Consider the following 16,738-nt stretch of genomic DNA (forward strand, 5'->3'; position numbering starts at 1 on the left):
AGAGAAAGGATGGGATTCCCGTGAACAAAAAAGCAGAATTATTTCAAGACTATTTAAAAGAAAAACAAATCGCGGCCTTTACGGTCGACGAAATCCAGGACGATGCGCTGAACACCGTCGTCTTCCGCTCCCACATCGACGTCGGCGGTAACCAGCTTCCGACGCTGGTCATCCTGGACAGCAGCATTTACTGCATGATCCGCCTTCTCGTCGCGCCGAAAGCCCTGCGCGATGACAATAAGGAAGCCGTGCTGGAGCTCATGAACGGCTACAATAAGAAGTACAAGTCCTTTAAATACTACGCTGACGATGAAGGCAACCTCGTCATGGACACGTGCGTATTGTTCAAGGACGGAGAAGCCGACGGAGACATGATTTACACCATGTTCAACGTCATCATCAACCACTTGAACGAATCATACAAAGACACGATGAAGGCCGTTTGGCAGTAAAAGCGAATAGTGCAGTGCATAAAAAACGGGCCTGCTTCGCGCAATCGCGCGGGCAAGCCCGTTTTGCTGTTATGATATTAAGCAACTAGCCTCGGCGTGGCGTTGGCCGTAAACAACGCAAGAGCCCCTTCAAGATGGCACTCTTGAAGGGGCTCGTTGTGTTTTGCATACTTTTCAGTCTACACGCTGAGTATACCAAGTTTTCGGCATATAGTCAATGCTGAAATTTTTTCTTATTATGCTATGTATATAATCGATTTTTTTGTTTTTCTAATACCCTTGGAATGTTACATGATCACTTACATAATATTTCTCTATCAAGATTTACTTCCAGAGGATTTTATTCTCACTTAGATAATGGAATTACCTGAGAGAGGCTATGTTTTCAATGCAATAAGTGAAACGCAGCTAGATTCAATTTGCATAAGATGAACGTTTTACTTGAATCTATCTTGCGAAGGTCTTCGATTTAAGGTATAATATAAATACCAAATGGTCATGATACAATGTACACTTAAATCTAATGTGCAACAATATTTAAGAATGAGAAAATCAATTCTTTTAACATGACGGAATAAGGGAACGGATTCAAGGATTTTTATGGATTCCCCAATAAATGAGGAGTTTACACCATGGATAATTGGATAGATGCCGCGCGTCTTACGGTTATCGTAGGGCACTTTGGCAGCGGCAAAACGGAACTTGCCGTAAATATGGCAATGGCCTTGGCCGATAAAGGACATCCCTTTGCCTTGGCCGATTTAGACGTCGTAGACCCGTATTTTCGCTCACGCGAATGCCGGGATATGATAGAAGAACGGGGCGGCCGGCTCATAGCCAGCTCGCAGATGCATGTCGACGCCGACCTGCCGTCTATGCCGCCCGATGTATTTGCTTTGTTTGATAATCCTGAGTTATATGGGATTTTAGATATTGGCGGCGACCCGTCGGGAGCCAGAGTGCTGGCCCGCTATCGTCATGATCTTCAGCGATGCGGAGCCCGCGTGCTGTGCGTCGTCAATGCCAATCGGCCCTTATCGGATACGGCAGAAAAAGCCGAACGATATGTACGGGCCATTGAACAGTCGTCGGGCTTGAAAATCGATGGCCTGATCAACAATACGCACTGCTGCCAGCTGACAGATGTTGAAGACGTCGTTGCCGGCGCGAAGATGGCCCAGGAAGTATCGGTATTAACCGGAATCCCCGTAGTCTGCCACGCTGTCCCCCTACATTTGGCAGATCGGGTTTCGGATTTAGTATATCCTGTATTCCCTATGCAGTTGTACATGAAGAAACCTTGGGAATGACACCCGCAAAGAAAGGAGACGTAACACCTATGGCAATGCATTTGACTTTCAGAAAAGAGCGTTGTAAAGGATGCGGTTTGTGCATCACCGTATGTCCCAAACAGATTCTGGCCTTAGAAGACGGCACGAATATTAAGGGCTACCGGCCGGCACACTGCACGGATGAATCGCTCTGCATCGGCTGCGCAAGCTGCGCAAGAATTTGCCCGGATTCGATCATTACTATTGAAAAGGACTAACAAAGAGGAGTGTGAACTGTTCCATGAAAAGAGAAATTTGGAAGGGCAGTGAAGCTATAGCTGAAGCCGCAATTCGCGCAGGATGTCGCGGTTTCTTCGGATATCCCATTACCCCGCAGAATGAAATCCCTGAATATATGTCGCTGAGAATGCCTCAGGTTGGCGGCGTGTTCGTACAAGCTGAATCGGAAGTAGCGGCTATTAACATGGTATACGGCGCAGCCGGTTCCGGCGTTCGCGCTATGACGTCCTCGTCGTCTCCGGGCGTCAGCCTGAAACAGGAAGGCATCAGCTACGCCGCAGGCGCACAGCTGCCGGCGGTTATCGTCAACGTCATGCGCGGCGGCCCGGGCCTCGGCTCCATCCAGCCGTCCCAGGCAGACTATTTCCAGGCGACCCGCGGCGGCGGCAACGGCGACTATCGTACGCCGGTCCTGGCTCCGGCCAACCTGCAGGAAGCCGTTGACCTGGTACAGGAAGCCTTCGATATTGCCGATCAGTACCGCACGCCTGTCGTCGTCCTGGCAGACGGCCTTATCGGCCAGATGATGGAACCGATCGTATGGAAAGAACACAAACAGCGTCCCCTGCCGCCGAAGGACTGGGCTTCGAGCGGACGCGGCGACCGTGACCACAACAACTTCATCAACTCCCTGCTCATCGACGCCCCGTCGTGCGAAAAGCACAACGAAGAGCTGCTGAAGATTTACGCAGAAATCGAAAAGAACGAAGTACGCTGGGAAGAAATCATGCTGGAAGACGCAGAGCTGGTCTTCACGGCCTATGGCACGCCGGCCCGTATTGCCATTACCGTTGCGGAAAACCTGCGTAAGAAAGGCATCAAAGCCGGCGTATTCCGCCCGATTACGCTGTGGCCGTTCCCGTATGCCCGCCTGAGAGAAATTGCAGAACAGGCATCGGTTAAGGTATTCCTGGACGTAGAAATGAGCGCCGGCCAGATGGTCGAAGACGTCAAGCTTGCCGTCGGCGACCGGAAACCGATCGATTTCTATGGCCGGTTGGGCGGCATGATCCCGACCGTTTCGGAAATCGAAGCCAAGGCAGAAGCAGTCATGGGGGAGGTAAAATAATATGAAGACTATATATGCAAAGTCCAAAGGCTTGCAGGATACCGAATTACATTACTGCCCCGGCTGCAGCCACGGTATCGTGCATAAATTAATCGCAGAAACGCTGGAAGAAATGGATGCAATCAAGACGGCCATCGGCGTATGCCCCGTAGGCTGCTCCGTATTCGCCGGCAACTACTTTGCCTGCGATATGCTGGAAGCCGCTCACGGCCGTGCGCCTGCCGTAGCGACGGGCGTAAAACGCACCCATCCGAACGTCCCCGTCTTCACCTATCAGGGCGACGGCGACCTGGCATCCATCGGCGCGGCAGAAATCGTACACGCTGCCATGCGCGGTGAAAAATTCACGACGATCTTCATCAACAACGCAATCTACGGCATGACGGGCGGCCAGATGGCTCCGACGACCCTGATTGGCCAGCGCGCTACGACGGCTCCCTTGGGCCGTACGGTAGAACAGGCGGGCAAACCGATGCGCGTAGCAGAAATGCTGTCGACATTGGATGGCCTCGTCTATGCAGAACGCGTCTGCGTTGTCGATATTCCACACTTGATGAAAGCGAAAAAGGCGATCAAGAAAGCCTTCGAACGTCAGATGAACGGCGACGGATTTACCTTTATCGAAGTATTAGCCGCCTGCCCGACGAACTGGGGTATGGATATTCATGAAGCAAACAAGTGGCTCATGGAAAATATGGCTACGTACTATCCTCTTGGCGTAATTAAAGATGCGGAGGTGCAATAATATGAAACACGAAGTCATCCTCTCCGGTTTTGGCGGCCAGGGCGTCATGTCCATCGGTAAAAACCTGGTAGAAGCAGGGGTAGAAGAAGATCTGCAGGTTTCATGGGTGCCCTCGTACGGCCCAGAAATGCGCGGCGGCACGGCGAACTGTACGGTTATTTTGAGCGATGAACGCATTGGTTCCCCGCTGGTAGAATATCCGTCGGAAGTCGTGGTCATGAACCGCGCGGCATTGGCAAAATTCGGCCCGCACGTACAAAAAGGCGGCATTATGTTCATCAACAGCAGCATTGTGCCGGACAAGGTAGACCGTGACGACGTCAAGGTATACTATGTACCGTGCGACGACATTGCCCGCGAACTGGGCAATCCCAAGGTCAGCAACATGGTTATGCTCGGCGCATACGTAGCAGCTACGAAGGTGCTGAAAGTAGAAACAATCGAAAACATGATTCATGAAATGTTCACGGGCAAGAAAGCCAAACTCGTTCCGCTGAACATGGAAGCCTTGAAACGCGGTATTGCCTGCGTAGAAGGATAAAGGAAACTCCGATTATAATTACATAGCGGAAAACCTTTTTGCGGGTTTCTAATAACAGGAAAATCCCGGTACTGTTTGCATAGCAGCACCGGGATTTTCTTTTTTCTGATTAATGAGAGATATACCTGTTGAGAAGTTTGATTGTCGGTTTGATCTTTATCATCGGCATCACTATTTTGAAAGGATTTGTCGATACGGTTACGGCCATCAGCCAGTTTGATCCTATTTGGGAATGAAAAAACAGGGCAGCGGCTGTGCGTCGCTGTCCTGTTTTGCTGCGGGATGTTATTCTTTGATTTGCCGCGCCTGTGATTGGGCGATGGCTGCGATTTCTTCAGCCGGAATGCCTGTAATTTGGGAAATGGTTTCATAAGGAAAGCCTTTTTGGAGCATGGACAGGACGATGCGATGCCGCTCTTGTTCCTGTCCTTCTTTTCGTCCTTCTTCCAAGCCTTCTTCGCGGCCCTTTTCGATGTTGTACATCATGGAAATGTAGTCGCGCCGCGCTTTTTCTTGAATTTCGTATTTACGGCGCAGCTTTTCATCCTGAGTAAAATGCATTTCGCAGTTCATCGCTTCTTTGATGGCCGGTTCGCTCATGGCTAACACCTCCCGTTGTTCGTCGCTGCATTGATGAGAAAAGTAAGCGATCCATTGTTCAGACTTGCGCAATTTTCGAATGTCTCCGATGCGTATTTTTTCCAGCTCGATAAAATGCATTTCCAAATCGCCGATGAGGATGTCGTGGGTTTCATCGTTGTGTACGTGGTAGGAGTGATGACACGTCGTATACTGCTCAAAGGCGTTAAAGTCCATCAAGTTGATGGAAATGGCCGGCATCAGGCTGCGGTAGGGCGCGCCTTTATGAAGTGCGCCGCTGTATATTCTTGCCCAGTAGTATAAGGAACGGCGGGCCATATCGGGGTCTTTGCAGACCTGCACTTCGATATTGACCTGAGAGCCGTCGTTCATTCGGGCCCGTATGTCGAGGACAGACACCTTGCCGGATTCGGTGATGGGCGTCATTTCTTTATCCAGAAACTCTAAATCGGTAAACAGGTCGTTTCCCGTTCGGTTTAAGATGCCGTTGATAAAGCTCAGGGTCAGCGATTTTTTCTTCTCATCGCCGAGGAGATATTTGAAAAATACGTCGTTGAGTCTGTTGAGTTCTCGCGTCATGGGACCTCCTTAAACATATTGTATCACGGTTTTTTTATTCCATATAGAGGCGCGGCCTTTCTCATATAGCATAAGAATCTATAGGCGGGCCGATAAAAAAAGCCCCGCGGCGTCCTGGCGGGGCAGGATATTTCGCGGGGCTAGAAAAGCCGAATGGTGTTTACGGTCGCGCGTCAAAACCAGACGGCTTTGTCTAAGGCTTTGACCTGGCCGGTCGTTACGGTATGGACTTCGGGAATGGCGTCCATGTCGGTGAAGATGCACAGGCAGGCGTCAGACGGGGCGTTCTGCTTGATGAATTCGTCGTCGAATTCCATGAGCTTGTCGCCTTGCTTGACTTCCTGTCCGTCTTCCACGAAGACCGTAAAGCCCTGGCCGTTTAATTTGACCGTATCGATGCCGATGTGGAGAAGGTATTCGACTCCGTCGGCTGTGGTCATGCCGATGGCGTGCTTCGTGTCGAAGACGAAGGTGACTTCGCCGTCGGCCGGAGCATAGACCGTGTTTTCCGTCGGATAGACGAAGAATCCGTCGCCGGTCATCTTGCCGGCAAAGGCTTCGTCGGGAGCGTCGGTAATGGGATGCAGCTCACCTGTAAAGGGCGAGTTGAAGTACGTTTTTTCAGCCGGATTTTCTGGATTTGCCGGAGCGGCTTCGGGAGCTTCCTCCGTGGCGGTTATTGTCTGTGGTTCCGGCGCCTGCATAGGCGCTTCTTCTTCCGCCTCGACGTCCGGCGCCGTTTCGAGATATGTTTCCAGATTGGCTTTGATGACGGCGACCTGCGGGCCGTATACGACCTGTACGCCCGTCCCTTTTTTGATGACGCCGACGGCTCCTGTCGCTTTCAGGAGGGCGTCGTTGACGAGGGACGAATCGGCGACGGAGCAGCGGAGCCGCGTAGCGCAGCAGTCTACGGCGGTGATATTTTTCTTGCTGCCCAGGGCGCGGGCGATGGTCTGGCTCAGGGCGTCGACGACGGGAGCTCCGTCGGAGTCGCCGCCTTTAGCCGCCGCTTTGCGGGCATTGACGTCGGCCTTGGTGAACAGCTTCGTTTCCGTGTCGTCGTCTTCGCGGCCCGGCGTCTTAAAGTCGAATTTCTTGATGAGGAAGGTGAAGATGAAATAGTACAGGAAGAAATAGACGACGCCTACGGGGATGATGTACATCCAGTTCGTCTTATCCTCGCCCTGGAGAATACCGAAGATAAACAGGTCGAGGAGGCCGCCGGAGAAGGTCAGGCCTACGGCGATATTCAGCATGTGGGCGATCATGTAGGCTGCGCCGGCCAAGATGACCTGCACGTAAAACAGCAGGGGCGCAACGAAGAGGAAGGAAAATTCAATAGGTTCCGTAATCCCCGTGAGCATAGATGTCAGGGCTGCTGACAGCAGGAGGCCGCCGGCTACCTTTTTCTTTTCCGGCTTTGCCGTGCGGTACATCGCCAGGGCCGCGCCGGGAAGGCCGAAGATCATGAATATGAATTCGCCGGAGAAATACCGCGTCGCGTCGGCGCTGAAATGGGTGACATTCGGCGACGCCAGCTGGGCGAAGAAGATATTCTGGCCGCCCTGGACGAGGTTGCCGTCAATCATCATAGAACCGCCGACGCCGGTTTGCCAGAAGGGCAGATAGAAGACGTGGTGCAGGCCGAAGGGAATGAGGGCCCGCTTGATGATGCCGAAAATCAGGGTGCCGATATAGCCCGTGCCGGTGACGAGGCCGCCGAGGGCGAAGATGCCGTTTTGTACGACAGGCCATACGAAGCACATGGCGATGCCGACGAACATGTAGACGACGGTGGAAACAATCGGGATGAAGCGGGAGCCGCCGAAGAAGGACAAGGCGTTGGGCAGGACGATTTTATGATAGCGGTTGTGGAGCCAGGCGACGCCCAGGCCGACGATGATGCCGCCGAATACGCCTTCCTGCAGGGACAAGATGCCGCAGACATCGGCAATCGTACCTTCGAGAACGCTGTCGGCAATAGAGCCGTCCGGCAGGATTTGTCCCGACAATTTCAATACGGCGTTCGTAGAGGCGTGCATGACAAAGAAGGAAATCATAGCCGCTAAGGCTGCGACTTCCTTTTCTTGCTTCGCCATGCCGATGGCGACGCCGACGGCAAAGATGATCGGCAGGTTGCCGAAGATGACGTTGCCGGCGCTGCTCATGACGGTGAGCAGCGAGTGCAGGAGCGTGCCGTCGCCGAGGGCGCCTTCCAGGCCGTAGGTCTGAATGGTCGTCGCGTTCGTGAAGGACGCGCCGATGCCGAGGAGCAGACCGGCAATAGGCAGGATGGCGACCGGCAGCATGAAGCTTCGGCCGATGGCCTGCAGCACGCTGAAAACTTGGTCTTTCATACGGATTCCTCCTTGGAATAGGGATATAAAAAATGACAGAAATATCTACGCGGCCGTGTGGCTGCGAGGATGACAATATCGTGTTTATTGTATCATATTCCATGAAACATTTTCTATATGGTGAAGAGATTTCGGCATAAGAAAACAGCAGCGACTCTGCGGGAATCGCTGCTGTTTTCTTTTTATATGTTAGAGAGGTATGAATGAACTTGAAAAGAGATGGTTATGCCTGCGCGGCGGCCTGGCCCAGTGCGGCGCATTCTTCGGCGTTATCCGGCGTTTCATTGACGATGGCCGTGCCGATGACGACAGCGCCGGCGTCTTCCGTGCGCTGCTTCCACACGTCCATCCATTCGCCCGTGCCCCAGCCGTAAGAGCCGAACAGGCCTACTTTTTTACCCTTTAATTTTGGCAGAAGCTCTGCGAAGAAGGGCTCGACGATCGTTTCTTCCAGCACTTCCGCGCCCATAGCCGGGCAGCCCAGCAAAATAACGTCCTTCGATGCAACGGCATCTACACTTGTATCTTCGAAACGAACCGATTCTACATCGGCGCCGGCAGCTTTGACGGCTGCTTCGATTTCCTGCGCCATGGCTTCTGTGTTGCCAGTGCCGCTCCAATATACGATTTCTACCATTATAAATTCCTCCTTATGCTACGATGAGTGATTCTAACGTTGTCCCAACGGCAAATCTGTTTATGTAGTCTTCCCGGCAGCAGCTGAACATTCGGAATATACGGGACGCTTCGTCGGCGTCGCCGTAGACCTTCCAGTCGCCGCAGATTTTGGCGTGGTTCCCCTTGTGGGTAATGAAGCCGCATACATCTTCTAAGGGATATCCGAGAAAGATCCCGGACTCATGGGGGAAGCAGCCGCCTTCGCGGAACCGGTCGGCCAGATGGTCCAGCATGCGCTCCAGGGCGTCGCCGGCAGCATAGCCATACTGCGTTAAAAAGGCCATGACAGCCTGATCCTGCACATAGGATGCGACCATTGCCGGTCTGTATACATATAACAAGGTGCGTTTGGGACAGGCGTATAATATGCGGAAATGAAGTCCTTTTGCGTTATACATATGATTGTATTTATCAATTAATTTTTCGTAATCTGTTCGAGATTCCAAGCGGGGGAGGCAGAGAAGCGAGCCCATCTTTAATCCCGCTAAGGTAGGCGAACAGTGATTGACTAATACAGCATCTATATTCATGTGCATCCTCCGTTTCGTCGTTTGATGGCTATATCATACCAATAATGAAAGTAAATGTCAATATATAAATGATATAATTTTTCAATATTAAATAATGTCGATGATGACTGATAGCTATCTGCGCTGCGAGAGTATATAATAAAGTAAAGCGCAGCGCCTGCGCTGGAAGGAGGAATTCGAATGACACAGGAAACGACGGCCGTCGACACGAGCTGGTGCTTCGGCTGCGGAAAAGAGAATCCCATCGGGTTAAAATTAGATATGAAAGAGATCGACGGCGTGTGGACAGCCTACTTTACGCCGAAGAAAGAGCACGAAAGCTACGGCGACCGCATGCATGGCGGGCTGACGAGCACCTTGTTGGACGAGGTCATGGGCGACTGCGTATTCCGTAAGGCCGGTAAACCTGCGTATACGGCAAAGCTGGAAATCCGCTTCCGCAGCGCTGTGCGCATCGGCGAAACGGTCAAGGTCGAGGGCTGGATTACATCGCGCCGGGGCCGGCTGGTCACGGCGGAAGGGCGCGTCGTCCATGAAGACGGCTCTGTCGCCGCCGAAAGCTCGGCGAAGATGATGCTGGCGAAATAAGCGCGTCAGAAAGGAGCCGCCTATGCTTGTCAATTCCTTTGAAACCTATCCTATACCCTGGACGTCGGCAGTACGGCCTGCGCCTGGCTGTGACTGCTCCTGCTGACGACGACGAACTGGCCGAGGGGCTGCGGCGGCTGAAAGCCATGCTGGACGATTGGCGGCCATAATTGTGTGCCACACAATTTTCTCATTGTATGGAAAATTCTCCTATGCTATGATGAATCTGTAAAGAATATACAGACGACGCAAAGGAGGGCTATACGATGAAATGTTATGTTGTCGACGCCTTTACGAAAGAGGTGTTTAAGGGAAATCCGGCGGCAGTCTGCGTCCTCGATTCGTGGATATCGGACGAACTTATGCAGCGCATCGCCATGGAAAACAACCTGTCCGAGACGGCCTTTACGGTCAAGGAAGGCGACGCCTACCGCCTGCGCTGGTTTACGCCGGGCGGCGAAATCGACCTGTGCGGCCACGCTACGCTGGCGACGTCCTACGTGCTGGCTCATTTCGTCGCGCCGGAAGAACAGGTATTCCGCTTTCAGACGATGAGCGGCGAATTGGTCGTCTCACGGGACGGCGAACGGCTGTCCATGGACTTTCCGGCTTATGAGATGAAGGAAATCCCCGTGACGGACGCCATGACGGCGGTCATCGGCGCGCGGCCTGCGGCGGCGTATATGGGACGGGACTTGGTCTGCGTCCTGCCGGCAGAAGACGACGTGCGGCAGGCGAAGCCCGATATGGAAGAGATGAAATCCTTAGACGGCCTGCTGCTGCACATTACGGCCCAAGGGACGGACTACGACTGCGTGAGCCGCAGCTTTGCGCCGAAGCTCAACGTTGCCGAAGACCCGGTCTGCGGCTCCGGCCACTGCCACATCGTGCCTATCTGGGCCAAGGCGCTGGGAAAAGACCATATCAAGGCTTATCAGGCGTCGAAACGAGGCGGTGAACTGTACTGCAAACTCGACGGCAGCCGCGTGACCTTGGCGGGATACGCCTGCCTGTATTCCGTTGCGGAGCTGCACGTATAAATTAGGGGGATACAGGGACGCTGACGTACAGGATATACCATACCAGCAATGCCAGTAAGTATGCGCATTTCCGGTATGGTTCTTTTTTTAGAAGTATGTAAAAAGTCCTGTATTAAGGGGGTGCGTAGGTTGCTAGTTGAGGACGTTTGTGCTATCCTAAAGTCATAAAGTATAGTATCATGAATACTTTATCAAAAATTTTTTTGAAAGGGGGGATACATATGAGACGTACGGAACTACGAAAGAAAGTGTTGTATGCGCTGGCTGTAGCGAGCGTAGCTACATTTGTTCACGGGGGGGGGGTGCCGACATACGCAGCAACGCTTAACGGACATGAAATAGCGGATGGCGTCGTAGAAGATCAAGATGTATTTGACGCTGGTAGCGGAAAGTTTGTTATTGGACAGGGAAACGTCAATATTCAAACAGATGCTAATGTCAACATTATTCTTGATAAATATCAAGATAATGGCGGCGGATTAGACGGATTACGAGACGCTGTAGCGCCGACAAAACCAGGCGATGTTCCCTTAGTAGGCGTTGTCGGCGGCGAAGGTCAGTTGGATAATGGATTTACTGGACTTTTAGGAAATCAGATTGTCGGAACGTTTCTTCCGACGGATATAAAGCCCATTATTGAAAAAGTTCAACATATTGATACAACCGGAGAAAAAAATGAAGTAGTGTTTGATGATGGAACGACTGTTGTTATTGGCAGTCATGAACATTCTCCTGTAGTCATCGGTGCTATCGGTGGCGATTTATCGGTAAATACTGGTCTTCAGGCAAGTTTATTGAATGGAAATTGGGGTCAGTATAACGGCGTAGCTACGACTATAGATAGAACTGGCGACGTAAACATGTTCCTCAACAATGGCAATGTATTGGGCGGAGTTGGTGCAAGTACTGCTGTAACGGTAGGCAATATTAGTGCGAAGGATAAAGATAATGATGGCGTTCTTCTTAATGCGGTTTTCAATGGGAATACGGCTACGACAATTCATGGTAATGTCAATGTCGGCGTATCCAATGGCGCAAACGTTGCTGGATTTGCTACAGGCGGCTTAGCGGCGGCTCTTGGTGGTACGGCTATATCTACCGTTAATGGCGATACACTGCTTAATATCAATTCGGATGTGAATTTGTTAAATGCGACAGACGGTGTTACCAGTGGTATTTCTGGCGGCGGTGCGGCTATTTCTACCTTGGGAGGAACGGCAACAAGTGAAGTTACTGGTTCCACTTCTATTGCCGTCAATAATGGATTAAGTATCGGGATTATCGGAGGCGGCGTAGCTGGTGCTGTTGATGCTACAGGAGCCGTAGAAGCAATCAAAGGCGGACAGATTGGCAATGACGATGGTTCTTCTGCATTCGGAATTTTGATTGATAATGGTATCAAGTTTGAACCTGATGAAAATGCGGATAATGTGTTTGTCCAAGTAAAAATTGATGATGCTATCGAAGGCGGCAGCGCTACGGCGACTACAGACGATACGAATATTAACTTGACAGGTAATACGACAGCAATCGGTGTTATCGGTGGCGGTGTGGCGGCAAGTACGCATACATATACTTGGAAAGGTGATGGTACTGCTGACGGTGAGCATGCTGTAAATGATGCCTATGGCAGCAGTAAAGCCACGGCTAATACTGGTAAAGCGACTATCGTTGTAAATCTTGACAGTCAAGCCCCTGATAACGTTGCGGCGAATATTGGCGGCGCATTGAGCAGTGTCATCGATGCAGTGAAAGATGGCAATTTAAATAATATCAACGCCGACGGCGTTGTAGGCCAAGGCGCGGCAATCGGCGTATTTGGCGGCGGTGTAGCCTTTGGTCACGGCAGCTATCGTTCGTTTATTGGCAGTGAAGACGTCGGGGCATACTCTGTTGCAAATAATGAAGACGGCGCTGATATTTACTTGCTGAATGGATATGCGGCCGGTGTATTCGGAGGCGGCGCAGCCGGGACGCTCAACAATGCTAAAGCAGAAACGAACACAGGCGTTGTCAATACGTATGTTGGCGAAAATATGAAAGCAGTGGGTATCTTCGGCGGTGGGTTTGCCCTGAGTATGGAAGGCGAAACTTCGGCTATTGATACGAACGGCACGAAAGGAACGTTAGCAAGCAGCAACGTAGAGCAGAATAATATCGTAGTAAACGGCGATGTCGACGGCATTTATGGCGGTGGCATGGCTATTGGCAATTCCAATCTGGGCCGCGGCGAAAATGTATCCGATGCGGCAACCCACGTTGGCACGACCAATATTACCGTGAATAAAGGAACTGTTGATAGGCTGCAGCTCATCAGCATTATGCAGGCCAGCAAAAACGATAATACCGACGGTGCTCCAGGGTGGAATCATTTGGGCATGAACGCCAGCATGGCTATGGCTGACTTGAAGGGTATTACCGATGAAACGTCTATTGCCGCCGGCGGTATGGGTATGGGCATGACCGGCTCTGATACGGTTGACGTAGCGAATGTGACGATTAACGGCGGTACTATTACGAAAGATATTTTAGGCGGCGGGATTGCTGTCGACAACATGCGGGACGGTAGCGGCGCTCATGTCGGTACTAGCACAATTACCTTAAATGGCGGTACTGTTGGAGGCAGCGTATATGCCGGCGGTGCTATTAACGGCACGACTCCGTCAGCAGTGGATACGTCAGCCAAGTGGGGCGAACATGATGTTGAAGGCCACAAAGGGTATAATACAGATGCTACTTCGTCTACTGTAGGTGAAGCAACAGTCGTATTAAACGGCACGGCTGTAACCGGCGAAATTTCTGGTCAAGGGTATGAAATGACTACGAAGTATAATCCTGCTGATGATAATGACTTTAATCCGTTTGATAATAATAAAGAAAATCCACAGTATGAAGCTACATATGAAAAGAGCGCTTATAATAGCGTTACAAACAGTACGCTAGTACTCGCTGGCGACAATACGCTTTCAGCACTAGATAACACGGATAAGAAATATACGAGCGACAGTAAAATCCATGATTTCGACAACATCAACGTTGAAGCAAACAGCGTGACAAAGCTGGACGGCAAGCTGAAAGCTGATCAAACGGCGCTCATTGACGGCGGTACAGTAACTGTCGCCGACTCGGCTATTTTGGATGTCAGCGAATTACAGGTTTCCGACGGCACGTACAACGTAGCGCAGAATTACGAAACCGGCAGTACCTTCTGGACGAATGAAGATTTGCAGTACGACCGTTTTACGAATTATGCTGAAACTGTATTTGGCGACGCGACATACGGCGTGAAATTCAGCGAACTGACTGATGAAAACAAGGATGCCGCTGCTAATGAATTGGCTGATTTCCTCGATGCCGGAGCGATTAAACCGCTTATCGACCAAGGCTATGCTGTCGGCTGGGATAATGTCGACGCCGGCGCATATGAATATTTCCATGACTGGAACGATAACGCGCCTGTTATGAACGCCGCCTTCGGCTGCGGCATGATGATTGGCGAAGACAGCGCCGTGACGGGCAATACGGTTTCCGTCGCCCGCGACGTAGCCGACGAAGTATCTCAGCATTTGTCCTTTACGGAAGATTTCGTCCAAGACCATGATTCTATCTATGGCGACGACAATATTTGGGCTAAATACATTCACAACAAGTTTGAAACGGACGGCATGAGCAGCAGCTTCGGCGGCATTACGGCTGATAACGATTACAACGGCGTCATCGTTGGCTACGATTTCAACCAGAGCGGCAAGCTCCAAAGCGGCGTAGCCATCCACTACGGCCACGGCGACGGCACGGGCAGCTTCACGCGCAATGATTACGACGCATGGGGCGTTTCCCTGTACGGCGCGTTGAAGGATGAAGAAGCGGGAACGAACCTCATGGCCGACATCGGCTACACCAAGACGAGCAACGATATTACGGGCACCATCGCCGGCAAAGACCTGACGGCGGACCGCGATCTCACGGCATGGACCATCGGCATCCGCGGCGAAAAGGAATTTGTCTCCGGCAGAAATCAGATCGTACCGTATGTCGGACTCCGCTACATGAACGTCGACCCGTCGTCGTACACGTCGTATTACAACGGCAAGAAGGCCTTTGAATACGACGCCGACAAGCAGGATATCTGGATGGTTCCGCTGGGCGTCAGCTTCCGCAACGAAACGAAGACCGGCAGCGGCTGGCGCATCACGCCGAAGCTGGACGTAGCGTACATCTGGGCCTTCGGCGATACGGACAATGAAGTGGACGTCAACATGGCCGGCGCATCGGCTCCGCTGTACTACACGGTTATGGACGACGGCAGCTGGCTGGCATCTCTGGGTGTTGATGCGTCCCACGGCGCATGGACCTTCGGCGCAGGCTACGCGTACCAGAAGGGCGACGACACGAAGAACAACAAATGGTATGTCAACGCTGGCTTTGCCTTCTAATTTCATCTCTTTGCATTATGAAACAGCGTCTTTTTCGGAAGGCGCTGTTTTTATGTTGTGTATGTGTTTTTAGTATGCTATGATGAAGACAGCGCATATGATGGAGCGAAATAGAACATGTCAGGAGGAATAGACATGGATAGAACGGATATGATGCACGTTATGTATGATAAGAAGGGGCCGGCCGTCGCCAAGCGCTTTGCCGCCCGGGGCTTTGAGGCCGTGTATTGCCCGACGAAGGAAGCGGCTCTGCAGACGGCCTTGTCCTATATTCCGGCGGATCACGTCGTGTCGTGGGGCGGATCGGCGTCCATCGACGATATCGGACTGCGGCCCTACGTGCTGGCGCATTACGCCGTCATCGACAGGGATAGGGCCAAGACGCCGGAAGAACGGGTGGAACTCATGCGCCGGGCCTTGCTGTGCGACACCTTCCTCATGGGGACGAATGCCGCCGTAGAGGACGGCCAGCTCATCAACATCGACGGCAACGGCAACCGCGTCGCCGCCTTATCCTACGGGCCGAAGCAGGTCCTTGTCATCGTCGGCATGAATAAGGTCTGTCCCACTGTCGAGTCGGCCATGGCCCGAGCCCGCTCGACGGCGGCGCCGATCAACATCAACCGCTTTGCCGGCTCGGACACGCCGTGCTACAAGACGGGCATGTGCGCCCACTGCGCGACGACGAACAGCGTCTGCGCCCAGCTGCTGCGCACGCGCATCTGCCGCCCTGCCGGCCGCATCAAGGTCATCTTGGTCGGCGAAAATTTAGGATATTAATCGTATAGGGGGAATTGCACTATGGAAATGAAATTATTTGACAACTGGAAGGATATTCCGACGATTCATCTGGACCTCATGGACCGCAAGATTTTTACGGGCAAGAACGTCATGCTCGTGCGCAATGAAGTGCATCCGAAGACGACGATGCCGGCTCACAGCCATCGGCACGAACAGCTGCTGTACGTAGAGTCGGGAGCCTGCGACGTCATTACAGACGGCCAGGTACAGCACCTAGAAGCCGGCGGCGTAGCCTGGTTTCCGTCCAATGCGGAACACAGCGTCGTCAATACGGAAGATGTACCCCTCGTCGTTTTCGATATTTTCACGCCGATCCGCGAAGATTTCCTGAAATAAGAAACGCATATAAAAAAGACGGTACTGTGATGTGACCCCAAAAAGTTAGACTTTAGTAACGAGGTAGTTTTTGCTATCTCGTTACTTTTTTATGCAGCGGACAGGGACAACCTGTATTGGACAGGACTCTTCCAGCCAAGTTTTTCTTTGATTCGTTGTTCGTTATAGTATTTGATATACTGTTCGATGGCTGATTTCAATTCTTCGTAACTATAGTACACGACACCATAGTACATTTCTTGTTTCAGTAGGCCGAAAAAGTTTTCCATTACAGCATTATCCAGACAGGTGCCTTTCCGGGACATACTTTGAAAAATCCGCTCTTGCTTGAGCTTACGGACGTACGCCTTCATTTGGTATGCCCAACCCTGGTCGGAATGGAAGGTTCGGCGATAGGGGCAATCCGCCGTGATGC

Annotated in this window: 17 protein-coding genes; 12 read left to right on the plus strand and 5 right to left on the minus strand. The window is 51.8% G+C overall.

Annotation, left to right across the window (positions count from 1 at the left end; genetic code table 11):
• The first annotated feature begins 20 nt into the window (after nucleotides 1-20).
• From B5F80_RS02815 to B5F80_RS02840, 6 genes are all read left to right on the plus strand, one after another.
• The gene (locus B5F80_RS02815) at nucleotides 21-452 is read left to right on the plus strand and encodes a YbjN domain-containing protein (protein ID WP_087477302.1); all 432 of its coding nucleotides are present in this window, start codon (nucleotides 21-23) and stop codon (nucleotides 450-452) included.
• A 632-nt stretch (nucleotides 453-1,084) separates the two neighbouring features.
• The gene (locus B5F80_RS02820; protein ID WP_087477303.1) at nucleotides 1,085-1,762 is read left to right on the plus strand and encodes a hypothetical protein; all 678 of its coding nucleotides are present in this window, start codon (nucleotides 1,085-1,087) and stop codon (nucleotides 1,760-1,762) included.
• A gap of 29 nt (nucleotides 1,763-1,791) precedes the next feature.
• Entirely contained in the window at nucleotides 1,792-2,001 is a 210-nt protein-coding gene (locus tag B5F80_RS02825) for a 4Fe-4S binding protein (RefSeq protein WP_087477304.1), read from the plus strand.
• Nucleotides 2,002-2,024: 23 nt separating this feature from the next.
• Complete coding sequence (locus B5F80_RS02830) at nucleotides 2,025-3,092, plus strand: 3-methyl-2-oxobutanoate dehydrogenase subunit VorB (protein WP_087477305.1); 1,068 nt, start codon at nucleotides 2,025-2,027, stop codon at nucleotides 3,090-3,092.
• Nucleotide 3,093: 1 nt separating this feature from the next.
• Nucleotides 3,094-3,837 (plus strand): thiamine pyrophosphate-dependent enzyme, encoded by a 744-nt coding sequence (locus B5F80_RS02835; RefSeq protein ID WP_087477306.1) that lies wholly within the window; start codon nucleotides 3,094-3,096, stop codon nucleotides 3,835-3,837.
• 1 nt (nucleotide 3,838) lies between these two features.
• Nucleotides 3,839-4,378, plus strand: a complete 540-nt coding sequence (locus tag B5F80_RS02840) for a 2-oxoacid:acceptor oxidoreductase family protein (RefSeq protein WP_087477307.1) — start codon at nucleotides 3,839-3,841, stop codon at nucleotides 4,376-4,378.
• Nucleotides 4,379-4,663: 285 nt separating this feature from the next.
• Here B5F80_RS02840 and B5F80_RS02845 read toward each other — a convergent pair whose 3' ends face one another.
• The 4 genes from B5F80_RS02845 to B5F80_RS02860 form a co-directional block, all read right to left on the minus strand.
• Nucleotides 4,664-5,557: an Rpn family recombination-promoting nuclease/putative transposase gene (locus B5F80_RS02845; protein ID WP_087477308.1), complete on the minus strand. Its 894-nt coding sequence runs from the start codon at nucleotides 5,555-5,557 to the stop codon at nucleotides 4,664-4,666.
• A gap of 173 nt (nucleotides 5,558-5,730) precedes the next feature.
• Nucleotides 5,731-7,917, minus strand: coding sequence for a PTS transporter subunit IIABC (locus B5F80_RS02850; protein ID WP_087477309.1), 2,187 nt, complete (start codon nucleotides 7,915-7,917; stop codon nucleotides 5,731-5,733).
• Nucleotides 7,918-8,140: 223 nt separating this feature from the next.
• Nucleotides 8,141-8,554, minus strand: a complete 414-nt coding sequence (locus B5F80_RS02855; RefSeq protein ID WP_087477310.1) for a flavodoxin — start codon at nucleotides 8,552-8,554, stop codon at nucleotides 8,141-8,143.
• A gap of 13 nt (nucleotides 8,555-8,567) precedes the next feature.
• Entirely contained in the window at nucleotides 8,568-9,131 is a 564-nt protein-coding gene (locus B5F80_RS02860; protein ID WP_343224266.1) for a DUF3793 family protein, read from the minus strand.
• 174 nt (nucleotides 9,132-9,305) lie between these two features.
• Between B5F80_RS02860 and B5F80_RS02865 the strand changes: the two genes are divergently transcribed.
• The 6 genes from B5F80_RS02865 (at nucleotide 9,306) to B5F80_RS02885 (ending at nucleotide 16,323) form a co-directional block, all read left to right on the plus strand.
• Nucleotides 9,306-9,713: a hotdog fold domain-containing protein gene (locus B5F80_RS02865; RefSeq protein WP_087477312.1), complete on the plus strand. Its 408-nt coding sequence runs from the start codon at nucleotides 9,306-9,308 to the stop codon at nucleotides 9,711-9,713.
• A gap of 26 nt (nucleotides 9,714-9,739) precedes the next feature.
• Nucleotides 9,740-9,883: a hypothetical protein gene (locus B5F80_RS11245; protein WP_158099950.1), complete on the plus strand. Its 144-nt coding sequence runs from the start codon at nucleotides 9,740-9,742 to the stop codon at nucleotides 9,881-9,883.
• Between the two features lie 96 nt (nucleotides 9,884-9,979).
• Nucleotides 9,980-10,753: a PhzF family phenazine biosynthesis protein gene (locus tag B5F80_RS02870; protein WP_087477313.1), complete on the plus strand. Its 774-nt coding sequence runs from the start codon at nucleotides 9,980-9,982 to the stop codon at nucleotides 10,751-10,753.
• Between the two features lie 302 nt (nucleotides 10,754-11,055).
• The gene (locus B5F80_RS11175) at nucleotides 11,056-15,186 is read left to right on the plus strand and encodes an autotransporter outer membrane beta-barrel domain-containing protein (RefSeq protein WP_143747157.1); all 4,131 of its coding nucleotides are present in this window, start codon (nucleotides 11,056-11,058) and stop codon (nucleotides 15,184-15,186) included.
• A 135-nt stretch (nucleotides 15,187-15,321) separates the two neighbouring features.
• Nucleotides 15,322-15,966, plus strand: a complete 645-nt coding sequence (locus B5F80_RS02880; RefSeq protein WP_087477315.1) for a lactate utilization protein — start codon at nucleotides 15,322-15,324, stop codon at nucleotides 15,964-15,966.
• Between the two features lie 21 nt (nucleotides 15,967-15,987).
• Nucleotides 15,988-16,323: a cupin domain-containing protein gene (locus B5F80_RS02885; protein WP_087477316.1), complete on the plus strand. Its 336-nt coding sequence runs from the start codon at nucleotides 15,988-15,990 to the stop codon at nucleotides 16,321-16,323.
• An 89-nt stretch (nucleotides 16,324-16,412) separates the two neighbouring features.
• On the opposite strand, the gene B5F80_RS02890 is transcribed toward B5F80_RS02885, so the two are convergent.
• Nucleotides 16,413-16,738: IS3 family transposase (locus tag B5F80_RS02890; RefSeq protein ID WP_143747158.1), on the minus strand; the 326-nt coding region annotated here is incomplete at its 5' end.

Source organism: Megasphaera sp. An286, from assembly GCF_002163455.1.
GTDB lineage: Bacteria > Bacillota > Negativicutes > Veillonellales > Megasphaeraceae > Megasphaera > Megasphaera stantonii.

Coding starts and splice junctions, on each gene's coding strand:
- B5F80_RS02820 (WP_087477303.1), top strand. CDS start 1,085: ATGGATAATTGGATAGATGCCGCGCGTCTTACGGTTATCGTAGGGCAC.
- B5F80_RS02825 (WP_087477304.1), top strand. CDS start 1,792: ATGGCAATGCATTTGACTTTCAGAAAAGAGCGTTGTAAAGGATGCGGT.
- B5F80_RS02830 (WP_087477305.1), top strand. CDS start 2,025: ATGAAAAGAGAAATTTGGAAGGGCAGTGAAGCTATAGCTGAAGCCGCA.
- B5F80_RS02835 (WP_087477306.1), top strand. CDS start 3,094: ATGAAGACTATATATGCAAAGTCCAAAGGCTTGCAGGATACCGAATTA.
- B5F80_RS02840 (WP_087477307.1), top strand. CDS start 3,839: ATGAAACACGAAGTCATCCTCTCCGGTTTTGGCGGCCAGGGCGTCATG.
- B5F80_RS02845 (WP_087477308.1), bottom strand. CDS start 5,557: ATGACGCGAGAACTCAACAGACTCAACGACGTATTTTTCAAATATCTC.
- B5F80_RS02850 (WP_087477309.1), bottom strand. CDS start 7,917: ATGAAAGACCAAGTTTTCAGCGTGCTGCAGGCCATCGGCCGAAGCTTC.
- B5F80_RS02855 (WP_087477310.1), bottom strand. CDS start 8,554: ATGGTAGAAATCGTATATTGGAGCGGCACTGGCAACACAGAAGCCATG.
- B5F80_RS02860 (WP_343224266.1), bottom strand. CDS start 9,131: ATGCACATGAATATAGATGCTGTATTAGTCAATCACTGTTCGCCTACC.
- B5F80_RS02865 (WP_087477312.1), top strand. CDS start 9,306: ATGACACAGGAAACGACGGCCGTCGACACGAGCTGGTGCTTCGGCTGC.
- B5F80_RS02870 (WP_087477313.1), top strand. CDS start 9,980: ATGAAATGTTATGTTGTCGACGCCTTTACGAAAGAGGTGTTTAAGGGA.
- B5F80_RS02880 (WP_087477315.1), top strand. CDS start 15,322: ATGGATAGAACGGATATGATGCACGTTATGTATGATAAGAAGGGGCCG.
- B5F80_RS02885 (WP_087477316.1), top strand. CDS start 15,988: ATGGAAATGAAATTATTTGACAACTGGAAGGATATTCCGACGATTCAT.